Annotated in this window: 9 protein-coding genes and 3 rRNA genes (1 of these 12 running past the window's edge); 6 read left to right on the top strand and 6 right to left on the bottom strand. The window is 58.8% G+C overall.

Annotated elements, in window-relative coordinates; all coding sequences use genetic code 11:
• From ACEN9A_RS00010 to ACEN9A_RS00025, 4 genes are all read left to right on the top strand, one after another.
• Positions 1 to 268 (top strand): 23S ribosomal RNA (locus ACEN9A_RS00010); it begins 2,624 nt to the left of the window's first position.
• A gap of 149 nt (positions 269 to 417) precedes the next feature.
• Positions 418 to 533 (top strand): 5S ribosomal RNA (gene rrf / locus ACEN9A_RS00015).
• 107 nt (positions 534 to 640) lie between these two features.
• Positions 641 to 756 (top strand): 5S ribosomal RNA (gene rrf / locus ACEN9A_RS00020).
• A gap of 407 nt (positions 757 to 1,163) precedes the next feature.
• On the top strand, positions 1,164 to 3,044 hold the full coding sequence (locus tag ACEN9A_RS00025; protein WP_258671848.1) for a methyl-accepting chemotaxis protein: 1,881 nt from the start codon (positions 1,164 to 1,166) through the stop codon (positions 3,042 to 3,044).
• Between the two features lie 136 nt (positions 3,045 to 3,180).
• On the opposite strand, the gene ACEN9A_RS00030 is transcribed toward ACEN9A_RS00025, so the two are convergent.
• From ACEN9A_RS00030 to ACEN9A_RS00050, 5 genes are all read right to left on the bottom strand, one after another.
• Positions 3,181 to 3,648 (bottom strand): SRPBCC family protein, encoded by a 468-nt coding sequence (locus ACEN9A_RS00030; RefSeq protein ID WP_019651881.1) that lies wholly within the window; start codon positions 3,646 to 3,648, stop codon positions 3,181 to 3,183.
• A gap of 30 nt (positions 3,649 to 3,678) precedes the next feature.
• Positions 3,679 to 7,095: a non-ribosomal peptide synthetase gene (locus ACEN9A_RS00035; RefSeq protein WP_258671851.1), complete on the bottom strand. Its 3,417-nt coding sequence runs from the start codon at positions 7,093 to 7,095 to the stop codon at positions 3,679 to 3,681.
• 13 nt (positions 7,096 to 7,108) lie between these two features.
• Positions 7,109 to 8,038 (bottom strand): diiron oxygenase, encoded by a 930-nt coding sequence (locus ACEN9A_RS00040; RefSeq protein ID WP_258671853.1) that lies wholly within the window; start codon positions 8,036 to 8,038, stop codon positions 7,109 to 7,111.
• Positions 8,035 to 8,811, bottom strand: coding sequence for a DUF3050 domain-containing protein (locus tag ACEN9A_RS00045; RefSeq protein WP_413388604.1), 777 nt, complete (start codon positions 8,809 to 8,811; stop codon positions 8,035 to 8,037). The genes ACEN9A_RS00040 and ACEN9A_RS00045 overlap by 4 nt, the downstream gene beginning before the upstream one ends.
• A 743-nt stretch (positions 8,812 to 9,554) precedes the next feature.
• Positions 9,555 to 10,265, bottom strand: a complete 711-nt coding sequence (locus ACEN9A_RS00050; RefSeq protein WP_019651884.1) for a GntR family transcriptional regulator — start codon at positions 10,263 to 10,265, stop codon at positions 9,555 to 9,557.
• Between the two features lie 266 nt (positions 10,266 to 10,531).
• On the opposite strand from ACEN9A_RS00050, the gene lapG reads away from it, so the two are divergent.
• The gene (gene lapG, locus ACEN9A_RS00055; RefSeq protein WP_018930302.1) at positions 10,532 to 11,224 is read left to right on the top strand and encodes a cysteine protease LapG; all 693 of its coding nucleotides are present in this window, start codon (positions 10,532 to 10,534) and stop codon (positions 11,222 to 11,224) included.
• Between the two features lie 14 nt (positions 11,225 to 11,238).
• Positions 11,239 to 13,185, top strand: coding sequence for a cyclic di-GMP receptor LapD (gene lapD / locus ACEN9A_RS00060; RefSeq protein ID WP_258671854.1), 1,947 nt, complete (start codon positions 11,239 to 11,241; stop codon positions 13,183 to 13,185).
• 48 nt (positions 13,186 to 13,233) lie between these two features.
• On the opposite strand, the gene ACEN9A_RS00065 is transcribed toward lapD, so the two are convergent.
• Complete coding sequence (locus ACEN9A_RS00065; RefSeq protein WP_019582912.1) at positions 13,234 to 13,572, bottom strand: hypothetical protein; 339 nt, start codon at positions 13,570 to 13,572, stop codon at positions 13,234 to 13,236.
• Positions 13,573 to 13,642: the final 70 nt, after the last annotated feature.

The following is a 13,642-nucleotide window of genomic DNA, read 5'->3' on the forward strand; positions in this document are numbered from 1 at the left end:
TGAGAGGGGCTGCTCCTAGTACGAGAGGACCGGAGTGGACGAACCTCTGGTGTTCCGGTTGTCACGCCAGTGGCATTGCCGGGTAGCTATGTTCGGAATAGATAACCGCTGAAAGCATCTAAGCGGGAAACTAGCCTCAAGATGAGATCTCACTGGGACCTTGAGTCCCCTGAAGGGCCGTCGAAGACTACGACGTTGATAGGTTGGGTGTGTAAGCGCTGTGAGGCGTTGAGCTAACCAATACTAATTGCCCGTGAGGCTTGACCATATAACACCCAAGCAATTTGAGTCGAAAGGCCAGATTGCGGTGTGTGAAGACGCAATGAACCGAAAGTTCGCAACTATTCACAAAAGCCGCACAAACTATCGCATACCCAATTTGCTGAAGCGTCGAAAGACGGTTCGGTACCCGAATTTCTTGACGACCATAGAGCATTGGAACCACCTGATCCCATCCCGAACTCAGAAGTGAAACGATGCATCGCCGATGGTAGTGTGGGGTTTCCCCATGTGAGAGTAGGTCATCGTCAAGATTAAATTCCGAAACCCCTATCTGCATATGCAGGTAGGGGTTTTGTTTTAGTAGAAGTCACCAATTTTGCTGGCACGTTACCGCTGTAACGGGCTGGTCACAGAATTTCTTGACGACCATAGAGCATTGGAACCACCTGATCCCATCCCGAACTCAGAAGTGAAACGATGCATCGCCGATGGTAGTGTGGGGTTTCCCCATGTGAGAGTAGGTCATCGTCAAGATTAAATTCCGAAACCCCTGTCTGCTTATGCAGACAGGGGTTTTGTCTTTCTGGGCTTATAGACGTCTAAGTCTGAAGCGGGTCAAATCCAGGTCTGCGTGTCTCGCTGCTCCTTCGAGCCAGTAGCATCAGATATAGACCCCCCCTCATCGATACACCACAGCCAAAACACCCAACACCGCGATCATGACGTGCGGTAAGCCCAATAATCCGTCCCTTCTAGCACGCCGTTCGGCGGTTATCTGACGGGTTTTGTACAAATCCTTAAGTTTTCTCCCGCTCGTGCCGAAAGACTGATGAGACATGCGTGCACCAAAGTAGAGCGGCTTCAGAATGCCGTCTGCGCTGTTACATGGAATGTTGCAACCCGGAACGCATCCCCACTTTTGGCATAAGAAGTCCCATGAAATGAATCTCAAGTTCAGCCATAAAATCCTGCTGGCCGCTTCAGGCGTCGTGGTGCTGGCGTTTGCGTTGTTCACTTTGTACAACGACTATCTGCAACGAAACACCATTCGGCAAAACATCGAGTCCTCCGTTGAGCAAGCCGGCGACCTGACTGCCAGCAGCGTGCAGAACTGGATGAGCGGCCGCGTGCTGGTCCTGGAAAACCTCGCGCAGAACGTCGCCCATCAGGGTGCCAATGCTGACTTGCCAGGGCTGGTCGATCAACCGGCCCTCACCTCGAACTTCCAGTTCACCTACGTCGGGCAGGCCAATGGCATGTTCACCCAGCGCCCCGACGCGAAGATGCCAGACGGCTACGATCCGCGTCAGCGCCCCTGGTACAAACAAGCCGTGGTCGCCGACAAGACCATGCTGACCCCGCCTTATATGGCGGCGGTCGGCGGGCTGGTGGTGACCGTTGCCATACCGGTGAAAAAGAACAGCGAACTGCTGGGCGTGGTCGGCGGTGACCTGAGCCTGGAAACCCTGGTGAAGATCATCAACTCGGTGGACTTCGGTGGTATCGGTCACGCATTCTTGGTCAGTGCCGACGGTCAGGTGATCGTCAGTCCGGACAAAGACCAAGTGATGAAGAACCTGAAAGACATCTATCCGGGTTCCAGTGTTCGCATCGAGAAAGGCATCCAGGAAGTCGTACTGAACAAACAGGACCGCATCCTTTCGTTCACACCGGTGAGCGGTTTGCCGAATGCCGAGTGGTACGTCGGTCTGTCGATTGACAAGGCCAAGGCCTACGCACCACTGAGCCAGTTCCGCACCTCGGCGCTGATCGCGATGTTCATCGCCGTGACCGCTATTGCGGTGCTGTTGAGCCTGCTGATCAGCGTATTGATGCGTCCGCTGACCACGATGGGCCGTGCGATGCAGGACATCGCTCAGGGTGAGGGCGACCTGACCCGTCGTCTGGTCGTAGAAAGCAAAGACGAGTTCGGCGAGTTGGGTGGTTCCTTCAACCAGTTCGTGGAGCGGATTCACGCATCGATTTGCGAAGTGTCCTCGGCGACCCGCCAGGTTCATGATCTGTCGCAACGGGTGATGGCATCGTCCAACGCTTCGATCATCGGCTCCGACGAACAAAGCGCCCGCACCAACAGCGTGGCCGCGGCGATCAACCAATTGGGCGCCGCCACCCAGGAAATCGCCCGCAATGCCGCCGATGCTTCGCAACACGCCAGCGGCGCGAGCGAGCAGGCCGATGACGGCCGTCAGGTGGTGGAACAAACCATCCAGGCCATGACCGAGCTGTCGCAGAAAATCAGCCTGTCCTGCACGCAGATCGAAACCCTGAACGCGAGCACCGACAACATCGGCCACATTCTGGATGTGATCAAAGGCATCTCCCAGCAGACCAATCTGTTGGCGCTCAACGCGGCCATCGAAGCGGCCCGTGCCGGTGAGGCCGGTCGTGGTTTTGCGGTGGTGGCGGATGAGGTGCGCAACCTGGCTCATCGCACCCAGGAGTCGGCGGAAGAGATCCACAAGATGATCAGCTCGCTGCAGATCGGTTCTCGCGAGGCGGTGACTACGATGAACGCCAGTCAGGTGTCCAGCGAGCAGAGCGTCGAAGTGGCGAACCAGGCCGGCCTGCGACTGGTCAGCGTGACCCAGCGCATCGGCGAAATCGACGGCATGAACCAATCGGTGGCCGCGGCGACCGAAGAGCAGACGGCCGTGGTCGAAACCCTCAACGTCGACGTCAACCAGATCAACCTGCTGAACCAGCAGAGCGTGGCCAACCTCAATGAAACATTGAAGGATTGTGATGCGCTGTCCCAGCAGGCCAATCGTTTGAAGCAACTGGTTGATAGCTTCAAGATCTGATTGAGGTCAGTAGGATCGCGTTATCGTTCTTCGCGTGCAAGTCGGATCGCCGCACCGCTCGCTCCTACAAGAGCTAACCTGTAGGAGCGAGGCTTGCCTGCGATAGCGGTAGATCAGTCACCGCTGAACCGAAGTGTTACACAAACAGCTTCACCACATTCCCCATCGCATCATCGGCAAACCCCTGAACGAACTGCTTGAACCCCGGCAGGGCCTCGGCGCCGCCCTGGGCCGGTTCGGCGATGATCGTCCAGGTCGCCCGCGAGTTGTCTGTACCCAGGGATTCCACACTCATCGCCGCCCACAAATTGGCCACGCCCAAGGTGTTGTAGATCGTGGTCCAGGTCATGTTCAGCGCCTGGTCGTTGCGGGAGTTGAGCTGCTCGACCACCAGGTTGCCGTCCTTAAAGAACTTCTTGCGCAGCGACGACACACCTTCGCCGGTCATCTCGATGTGCGACAGCGCCGGAATGAATTTGTCGAAGCCGGCAAAGTTGCCGACCACCGCCCAGACTTGCGCCGCATCGACTGGCACTTCCACCGAAGACACAACGTGGCAGCCTTGAGGGTTTTTGATCAGGGTATCGGGTTGCAGGGTATTCATGTTTTTTGCTCCGTGCTTGGTTGGGGTGACTCAGATGAAGTTGATTTCTTTGAGGTAGTCGCAGCCGCGTCGCAGCAGCGCCGGGGATTTTTCCGGGTAGTGCGCGCCCATCTGCCGTACACCGGCCTGGGCGTTGTCGTGGCCGATCATCGAGATGTCGCCGATGTCTTCCTCGAAGCCGTTGAGGTAGAAACCCAGCACGCCAAACAGCGCGTTATCACTGTCGACCCGGCCCAATTGCTGCTGCCAGTCGGCGACGCTGACCATCGAGAACTCCCTTCCGGCTTCGCGAAAGGAAGCCACGTAGGTGTCCCAGCTCAGAGGTTCGGGGTTGTGCAGGTTGAACACCGCTTTTTCGGCCTGGTAACGGCTGGCATGGAAGGCGATGAAACGGGCGAGAAAATCCACCGGCATCAGGTCGAAATTCAGTGCGAACTCCGGTACCTGACCAAGCTGGATCGAGCCCTTGAGCATCAGCATCAGGCGATTCTTGTGGGGCTGGCAGACGCCGGTGAGGCTGTTGAAGCTGATATTGCCAGGGCGGTAAAGATTGACCCGAACTCCTCGTTCCCGCGCCCTTTCGAGAATCCGCTCACCGACCCATTTGGACAGGTTGTAGCCGTTCTTGATGTAGATCGGTGGTGTCTGCGCGGCGGGCAACTCCAGCACCCGGCCATCGTCGGAAATCGTGCTGGACGCCGAGAGCGTCGAGACGAAGTTGAAGATCTTCTTGCTGCGGCCTTCACACAGGCGCAGACACTCGAAAATCGGTTCGACGTTATCCCGCGCCAACGACTCGTAATCGAGGACGTGATTGACGTTGGCGGCGTTGTGCACCAGTGCGCCGAACTCTCGATCCAGCCGTTCGTAAACCGCTTCGCTGAGCCCCAGTTGCGGGCGAGTGATGTCCGCCGCGTAAACCTGCACCCGGCTCAGGTCCAGATGCTCCAGGCGGTTTTCCCGCAACGCATCCGCAAAGCGTTGCGCCGCCGATTGCCCACCGCCATCGCGCACCAGGCACGCCACTTCGCTGGCGCCCCAGGCAAGCAGCGCTTCGACGATATGCACACCGACGAAGCTGTTGGCACCGGTGACGATCACCTTGTGCACATCGCCCATTCGGCTGACCGGCAGCGGCTCGATGTCCAGTTCACGGAAGGCATCGGCCAAGGCTTTTTCACTCAGCACTTCCTCGGTCCCGGAGCCGCGCACCAACGTCGCCAGCTTCGCAATCGTCGGCAGTTCGATGAAGCGGTTGATCGAGATACTGCGGCCGAACTCCTCACGCAAACGCAGGAGCATGCGCGACAGCAGGATCGAGTGCCCGCCGAGGTTGAAGAAGCTTTCGTCGGTGGAAATGTCGCTGGCGGGTAGCTCCAGCAGCTCAGCCCAGATTTCTAACAACAGCGCTTCATCGGCGCTGGCGGGTAAACACCGTGGGCTGTTTTCGGTCACATTGACGGGCAATTCCAGCAGCGCTTTGCGGTCGACCTTGCCGTTGCTGGCGAACGGCATGCTTACCAGTTCGGTCCAGGCGATCGGCTGCATGTAGTCCGGCAAAAACTGCATCGCGTGGGCTTTCAAGGCTTCGCGAGCGGCACCGGGTTGCACTTCCTGGGGTTGCGCGAGAAAGGCCAGAATCCGCCGATGACAATCGATGACCACCGCCACCTGACGGTACAGCTGGCTGTCGCGCAGGCAGCGTTCGATCTCTTCCGGCTCGACCCGAAAGCCGCGAATCTTCACCTGATTGTCTCGCCGTCCGCACAGCTCGATACCGTCGGCGGTCCACTTGGCCATGTCGCCGGAGCGGTAGGCGCGCAGGCTCTGGCCGTTCGGCAGGTGCAGGTTCAGATAGCGTTCGGCAGTCTGCTGCGGATTGTTCAGGTAACCCAGGCACACCCCCGGGCCGACGATGTACAACTCACCGACGGTTTGCTCGGTTACCGGTTGCAAATCCTCATCAAGGATCAGCACCTGACTGTTGGCAATCGGTGCACCGAGGGTCCGGTTGCTGTCGCCGGTACGCAGTTGCCGCGCGGTGATCAGCACCGTGGCTTCGGTCGGGCCATAGAGGTTGTAGAGATTGCCTTGGCGGGTCAGTTGCTGGACTACGTAGGGTTCGCAGACATCGCCGCCGGTCATCACATGATCGAGGACCTGCAACTGATCCAGCGGCAGGATGCTCAGCAAGGCTGGCGGCAAAAAGGCATGGCTGAGTTGTTGGTGGCGGATCAGCTCGACCAGTTGCAGCGGGTCGCGACGTTGGTCCTCGTTGGGCACGATCAGCTCTGCGCCCTGCAGCAGGGTCGGGAAGATATCGATCAGTGACGAGTCGAAACTCAACGATGAAAACTGCAACGCCCGACTCTGTTCGGTCAGCTGCACGTAGTCGGCGTACCACGCGGTGAAGTGCGCGAGGTTGGCCTGGCTGAGCACCACGCCTTTGGGGTGACCCGTGGTGCCCGAGGTGTATAGCGCCATGCATGGCGCGTCGAGATCGGGGCGTTGGCGCATCAAGGGTTGATCGAAGTTCACATCGCCGCTGTCGATACGGCTGATGTCCAGCCCCGGCATCGTCTCGCTGAGTGGATGTTCTCCGTCATGCAGCAACAACACCGCTCCAGCGTTTTCCAGAATGTACTGCTGACGTTGCAGCGGGTGGCTCGGCTCCAGCGGCAGGTACACCGCGCCGCTGCCCAGGATCGCCAGAATTCCCGCATACAACGCGCTGCACTTTGGCAGGCAGATCCCGACCACCAACCGTCCTTGATGCTGTTCGAGCAACGGTTGCAATCGCTGTTGGATGGCGCGGCTGTGGGCGTGCAGTTGCCGATAGCTCAGCGACGTGCCGGCGATGTTCAGTGCCGCACGCTCGGCAGACTGAATGAAGCGCTGTTCAAGCCGCTCGATCATCGGGATCTGCCCAAGTTGCAGCAGTCGTGGTTCTGCCGTGTTGTTGAGGCGGTGGACGAAGGCCAGGTGCTCTAAAAACTGCAGGTTTTCCACCTGCTCGAAGTGCGCGGAAATCGTCGGCTCGGCCTGCAGGAAATAGTCGGCATCCCGGGAGAAGCGGCTGACCAGCAGCGCCACATGATCGACCAGCTCGGCCACCGCTCGCAGGCGCAATGCCTGGCCGTTGCCGGACAACTCTTCGGCGACCGGCACGCGACTCAACGGCGTCGAGTTGTACGTGCACAGCAGGTCCAACGGTGGCAGCCCGCAGGCTCCAGGCAGCCCGACACCCAGCTGTAGCATCAAGCGCGGCGCATTGCCGAAGTCTCGAAACGGCAGGCTGGCATCGTCGATCAACAAATCAAATAGGCCCGGTGGCGGCTCCTCCACATTCGCAAGTCGCGCCAGTGAATGACCGTGTTGTTCGAGCTCCAGTGCCAGTTCGGTCAGGGCCTGGCTTTGCCCGATGAGCAAAATATCGAGACGTCTCATGATGTTCTCCTCGTTAAACCAGGTAGTCGCTCAGGGCGCTTTGCACGCACGGTGAATCGAGCAGCGAACTGCTGCGGAAAAACCGCACGATGTTGGCGACCAGCGGGTGATGGCGATTGATCGGGAAGGCCAGCCCCGACATTTCGCCCTTGAGGGCCTGACGTGCTGCATCGCTGATCTGCAAGGCGTCGATCAGGCGGAAGTCGAAGGACTTCTGGATGTCGTTGGTCAGGTAATGGCCGATGAACACCGGCAGGATGTGCGCGATGCACTGGCGATCGTCTTCGCTTGCGGTGTGCCAGTAGATGCGCACCAACCGCGACCAGAACCCGGAATGACGGCCCTCGTCGAGCAAGTGGTCGGCCATCAGGCCTTTGATCGATTGCTTGACCGTGTCGTCCTTGGCGAACGCCGCCACATCACCGGTCACGGTGTTCTCGGCGATGGCTACGCAGATCAGTTCCACGGCGCTGCGCAGGTGCTCCGGTGCGAGGGCCACGGCCGCCGGGATGGCACGGCTCAGTTCGATTTCATCCGGCAGTTCGATGGGGGTGATGCCGGTCATGGCGACGGTCTGCTGCATGAAGTCCATGGCCACCAGGGCGTGGTAATCCTCGTCCACCACCACGGTCATGGCGTCGTAGCGACAGGCGAACGGGAACGCCACGCTGAAGCGGTTTTTAGCGATGCTGCGGGCGGTCTTGTCGACGATCTCGGTTTCGAAAATCACCACGTCATTGATGAACTTGTAGAGCGTCTGTACCAGGGCGAAGTCCCGTTGTTCCGGGCATTCGCGCAGGAAGGTTTCGCTCAGCACCAGCGGCTGGCGGCTCAGTGGATAGATCAGCTTGTCGTCGTTCTCCAGCACACGCCGGGGGCGGGTGCGAATGGTTGCGCGGCTTTCCCAGGCGTCGGCGAAGGATTGGTAGTCGGCGGCGTTCATGCGTTCACCTCGGCAACCGGTTCGCTCATGCTCAGGCGCAAGCCGTCCCACAGCGCGATGCGACTTTCCACGGCGGCGATGGCGCTGGCGTATACGTCTTCTTCGCGCTGCGGATCGCCATTGACCAGGCGTGCGAGGAATTTTTCCGCCGCTGGGCCGTGGTCTTCGGAGTCGACTTCGATGTGCCGTTCCAGGTAGTAACGGAAGGTCGGCGCCTGTTCGATGCCAATGCCCCAGTCGTCGAGAATCCGCTGGAACATCTGCGGGATGACACTCTCGCGGCCGTGCAGAAACGCCGCCGCCACACTGTGCCCCGGCGCATGCAACGCGGTGTGCAAGGTGTGGCGTACGAACTGTGCGGCCGCCGGGTCGACGTCCACGCTTTGCAAGGCCACGTCGTAGCTCACGCCTTCTTTTTGCAACGCCACGAAGCGTTCGACGGCGACCGTGCTTGCACCGACTTCGCGCATCGCATCGAGGTACAACTCGAAATGGCTGTAGTGACCTTGGGCGGGACGATCATCGGACTCTTCACCGAGCACGATCTCGTTGATCAGACGCGCGGCCTGCGGATCTCGTGGCGGTAGCCAGGGCAGCTGAACGCAGGTCAGTTCCTGTTGCAGGCGTTTGGTCAGCGACATGAAATCCCACACTGCGAACACATGGGTTTCCATGAAGCGTTGAAGCACCGATAACGAATGTATTTCAGAAAAGATCGGGTGCGCACTAAGTTCTGCTTTCTTCTGATTAAGACGATCTTTAGTCGGTTTCATGAGCGAGCCTATAAGTGATCTGGAATACCGTTGAGGGGGTGTTGATCAATAAGTAACGGTTGCTTGAAGTTTTCTATTGGCGAGCGGGTGCCTCAATTGAATTGATGCTTGTTAGGGTCATGCAATCGCTGAGTAGTGCTTGGCCCGGTGTTTATGGGCGGCGGAGAAAAACTAATGCATGAATAAAGTGTCGGGCAAGTGTTTTTTTAATTAATTGAAAGTTTAACTTTCTCGAGTGCGACAAGTTCCAATAAGACTTTCATATAAAGTTTTATTTGGGCGTAGTTGCTCCTTTCGGCGTATATAAGCCAAAATTCAAATAAAGAGTGAATGCCTCACTCGAAGCAACTTTCTACTTGGGTCATTGATGTGATCTGAGGGGGTGGAAGTTGGCTGGGAGCGACGCCGGTTCTTCCTTTCCCGTGACAAGACTCCTTCCGTTGGTTCTTGTGGTGCGGGTGACTGCTCCGGAGTGCGGTGCGTCGCCCGTCATTATTCGTTGGCAGCTCAAGAGTGAGCGTAATTCACGGCAGTCGCTATCACCCCTGCATGATCTGATAGGTGCAATTATCGGGCTCGGGGGTGACAGGGCTTTGGGAATGGGCATGAAGTCGCTGCACACCGGCGCGGTGTAGGCGAAAGGGGGATTTGTAAGCAGATTTGTTCGTCGAGCAGTCCAGGTGCGGATCAGCCAGAAATCGCGGCGAGCCGTTCAATGGCTCGCTCGGAGCTGTCGCCACGGATTACTTCGAGGTTTTCCTGCGCTGTGCCTCAGGGCTTGCGAGGTAGTGCGTAATGACTTCGACACCCCGGTTGAGGTGGTTTTCGAGCAACATCACCGAGTGCTCGATATCCCGGTCCTCGGCGGCCCGCAACAACGCTCGGTGATCTTCCTGAGACAGTTTGCCCAGGCCCATGGCTTCCAGGTTGAAGCGCAGGAAGCGTTCCTCTTCGTTCAACCCGTCTTCGACCAGTCTCAGCAGCCGCTGGTTGGGGGCTTTGTGGTAAAGCGCCATGTGGAACAGGCGATTGAGCCGGCCGATCTCGGTGTAGTCGTGTTCCGTTTCCAACTCGTCGATGTAGCGTGCAGCCTGTTTGAAATCGGCGTCTTCAAGCAGGGGGATCGACCGACGCAAGGCTTCTGACTCCAGCAGGATCCGCAACTCATAGGTCTCTGTCGCATCGCCCTGAACCAACGGTGCGACCACCGCGCCTTTATGGGCGATCACGTTGAGCAGTGCTTGCGCTTCAAGCTGGCGCAAGGCTTCGCGCACCGGCATGCGGCTAACGCCGAACAGGTCGGCGAGGTCTTGCTGACGCAGGGCCGTGCCGCAAGGAATGCGACCGTCGAGAATGGCTGCGCGCAGGGTTTCTTCGATCACCGAGCGTGCCAAATGAGCGGGAATCGGCCCGTTGACCTTGATGCTGCTGAGAGGGTTGGGCTTCTGTGTCACGACAAACGCACCCTGATTGGCTGAAGTATTTGGATCCAAATGGACACTAGTGACTGCCTGACGGGTTGTCAAACAGTCAAAAGGCGCAGTCTTCGGCAGCTCCTGCAGACTTCGGCACAGGAGTTGCCGAAGGCTGCGATCTTTATATTGCACCCGTAACGCAAAGTTTAGCGTGTTGGCAGTGATCTCACCGTGCCATTGTCTTTTAGCAGACGAACCTTCACCATCAAGCCAGATTTCCATCTGCCTGATCTGGATGCCTCGCATTGGCGGTACGTTTCGCGATCCCTCGGACTTTGCGCTGGCTAGGCTGCGCACTGCTGCTGGCCGGCGTCATGCTGGGCGGGCTGCATGCCGACTGGGATTTTTCGCTGATCAGCCGTCGTGCGCAGGCATTGTACGGGCCTTTGGGTGAAGGGCGGCAGCGCATCGATGCCTGGCAGCAGTTGCTGGCCACGCAAAAACAGGTCGGCGAGCTGGAGCAGCTCAACGTGGTCAACCAGTTCTTCAACAGGCAGATGCGCTACGAAGAAGACATCGACCTGTGGCACGAGGTCGATTATTGGGAAACCCCCATCGAAGCCTTGTGGAAGGGCGCCGGCGATTGCGAAGACTACGCTATCGCCAAGTATTTCAGTCTGCGTCATCTTGGTGTCTCCAGTGACAAGCTGCGCATTACCTACGTCAAGGCTTTGCGCCTGAACCGCGCGCACATGGTGCTGACCTACTACGCGAGCCCCGAGGCCATGCCTTTGGTGCTCGACAGCCTGATCGATGCGATCAAGCCCGCCAACCAGCGAACCGATTTGCTGCCGGTCTACTCTTTCAATGCCGAAGGGTTGTGGCTGCCGGGTGCCAAGGGCAACAAGAAGGTCGGAGACACCAAACGCCTGTCTCGCTGGCAGGACGTGTTGAAGAAAATGCAGGCCGAAGGTTTCCCGGTCGAGACGATTAACTAGGAGCACGCGCTCAGATGTCTTTGTTCAAACAGCTGTTGATCGCTATCTGTCTGTTCCTGGTGGTCGCCTTCACCGGCAGCTTCATGGTCAGTCTGGAAAGCTCGCGCACCCAGTACGTCAATCAGTTGCGTTCTCACGCCCAGGACGCCGCGACGGCATTGGCGCTGTCCCTGACGCCGAACATCGACGACCCGGCAATGGTCGAGTTGCTGGTCAGCTCGATCTTCGACAGCGGTTACTACGCGAGCATCCGCGTGGTCGATCTGGCCAACGACAAGACGATTGTCGAGCGCAGCGGCATCCCGGCGGTCACCAACGTGCCCGACTGGTTCGTCAAACTGATCGGCCTGGAGCCGGCCGGTGGTGATGCGATTGTCAGCCGTGGCTGGGAGCAGGCCGCGCGGGTCGAGGTGGTCAGCCATCCGATGTTCGCGTTAGCCAAGCTGTGGCAGAGCGCGTTGGGCAGCCTCGGCTGGTTGCTGCTCTGTGGCGCGGTGAGTGCGGTGCTGGGCGCGTTGTTGCTGCGTCGGCAACTGAAGCCGCTGGACTACATGGTCAAGCAATCCCATGCCATTGCTCGCCGGGAATTCTTAAGCCTGCCAGAACTGCCGCGCACCCCGGAACTGCGTCGGGTGGTGCAGGCCATGAACCAGATGGTCGAGAAGCTCAAGGCGCTGTTCCAGGAACAGGCCGAACGCAGTGAAAAGCTGCGCGCCGAGTCCTATCAGGACAACCTGACCGGCCTGGCCAACCGGCGCTATTTCGAAATGCAATTAAACGCGCGATTGAACAACTCGGAGCAGGCCAGCTCCGGTTATTTACTGCTGTTGCGGGTGAAGGATCTGGCTGGTTTGAACCAGCGGCTGGGCGGTCAGCGTACCGATGAATTGTTGAAAGCGGTCGGTGAGCAGTTGTCCCGCGAGTGCGCCAAGTACCCGGAAATCCAGAACCTCGTGACGCGTATTCGTGGTGGGGAATTCGCCGTGCTGGCGCCGGGGCTGGTACGTGAAGAAGCGCTACAACTGGCGAGTAATCTCGAAAGTGCCTTGGGGAGCCTGCATGCGACGGGCGCCACGGACGTGGCTTCGGTGGCTTCGATCGGGTTGGCGCCGTTTGCCCATGGCGACTCGCCGCAAGCGGTGATCGGGTTGGCGGATCAGGCACTGGCCCAGGCAGAAAGCCAGGGTGAACCGAGCTGGGCATGCCTCGATCAGGGCGCGCCGGCGCGGGTTGGCGACGATCACCATGCCTGGCACACCCTGCTGGATCAGGCGTTGGACCAGCAGCGTTTCGAGCTGTATTTCCAGCCGGTAGTGGCCAGCCACGACACAGAGTTGGTGCTGCATTACAAAGTGCTGTCGCGCCTGCTCGACGAACAGGACCAGACCATTCCCGCCGGGCGTTTCTTGCCATGGCTTGAGCGTTTCGGCTGGACCGCGCGACTGGACCGTTTGATGCTGGAATTGGTGCTTGAGCAGATGGTCGACCATGAGGAGTCGCTGGCGCTGAACCTGTCTTCGGCGACACTGGCGGACCCGCAGGCGCTGAACGCAGTGTTCGATATCCTGCATCAGCATTCGAATCTTGGCGAACGACTGACCCTGGAAATCGGCGAAGAGCAACTGCCCGAGCAAGCGGTATTGGAGCAGCTGACGCGGCGTTTGCGCGAGCTTGGGTTCTCGCTGAGTCTGCAGCGCTTTGGTGGGCGCTTCAGCATGATCGGCAACCTGGCGCGGCTGGGGCTGGCGTATCTGAAGATCGACGGCAGTTACATCCGCGCGATTGATCAGGAAAGCGACAAGCGCCTGTTCATCGAGGCGATTCAGCGAGCGGCGCACAGCATCGATTTGCCGTTGATTGCCGAGCGGGTCGAGACCGAAGGGGAGTTGTCGGTGATTCGCGAGATGGGGTTGTATGGAGTTCAGGGGCAGTTGTTTGGTGAGCCGAAGCCTTGGCAGTAGCCCGCTCATCATTCCCACGCAGAGCGTGGGAATGATCGGCGTCAGGGGTTAAATCAACCCCGTCTCATCATCATCGATCAACTGGCTCAACCCGCCCAACGCCTCACGTGCCTGGGTCCGGTCCATCAGCTTGGCCTGTGCGGCCGGCGGCAGGTCGGTGACGCGGATCACGCCTTTTTGGGTCAGCACCTGAATCAAGTCGTCGAGTACCCGAATCATCTCCAGGTCGCTCTGCTTGAGCTGCTTGAGGCTGGTTTCCACCACTTCGTGGGCATACCAGGCCTGGATTTCATGGTGGTCGGCCGGCAGCGTTTCCGTGGCCTCGGCGTAGGCCGTGGCTTCCACGCGCACTAACTGACCTTGCGCATCGCGTTGCACGTAAAACATTAAGCATCCCTCGGAAATGGACCAGCGTCGTGCTGTCAGCAGCATAGGCCAACGCAGGCGAGTATGCGGT

Source organism: Pseudomonas sp. Pseusp18 (genome assembly GCF_059506005.1).

Bases quoted from the DNA above. Each gene is read 5' to 3' on its own strand.
- ACEN9A_RS00045 (WP_413388604.1), bottom strand. From the start codon at position 8,811: ATGAAACCGACTAAAGATCGTCTTAATCAGAAGAAAGCAGAACTTAGT.
- ACEN9A_RS00030 (WP_019651881.1), bottom strand. From the start codon at position 3,648: ATGAATACCCTGCAACCCGATACCCTGATCAAAAACCCTCAAGGCTGC.
- ACEN9A_RS00025 (WP_258671848.1), top strand. From the start codon at position 1,164: ATGAATCTCAAGTTCAGCCATAAAATCCTGCTGGCCGCTTCAGGCGTC.
- ACEN9A_RS00065 (WP_019582912.1), bottom strand. From the start codon at position 13,572: ATGTTTTACGTGCAACGCGATGCGCAAGGTCAGTTAGTGCGCGTGGAA.
- ACEN9A_RS00040 (WP_258671853.1), bottom strand. From the start codon at position 8,038: ATGAACGCCGCCGACTACCAATCCTTCGCCGACGCCTGGGAAAGCCGC.
- lapD (WP_258671854.1), top strand. From the start codon at position 11,239: ATGTCTTTGTTCAAACAGCTGTTGATCGCTATCTGTCTGTTCCTGGTG.
- ACEN9A_RS00035 (WP_258671851.1), bottom strand. From the start codon at position 7,095: ATGAGACGTCTCGATATTTTGCTCATCGGGCAAAGCCAGGCCCTGACC.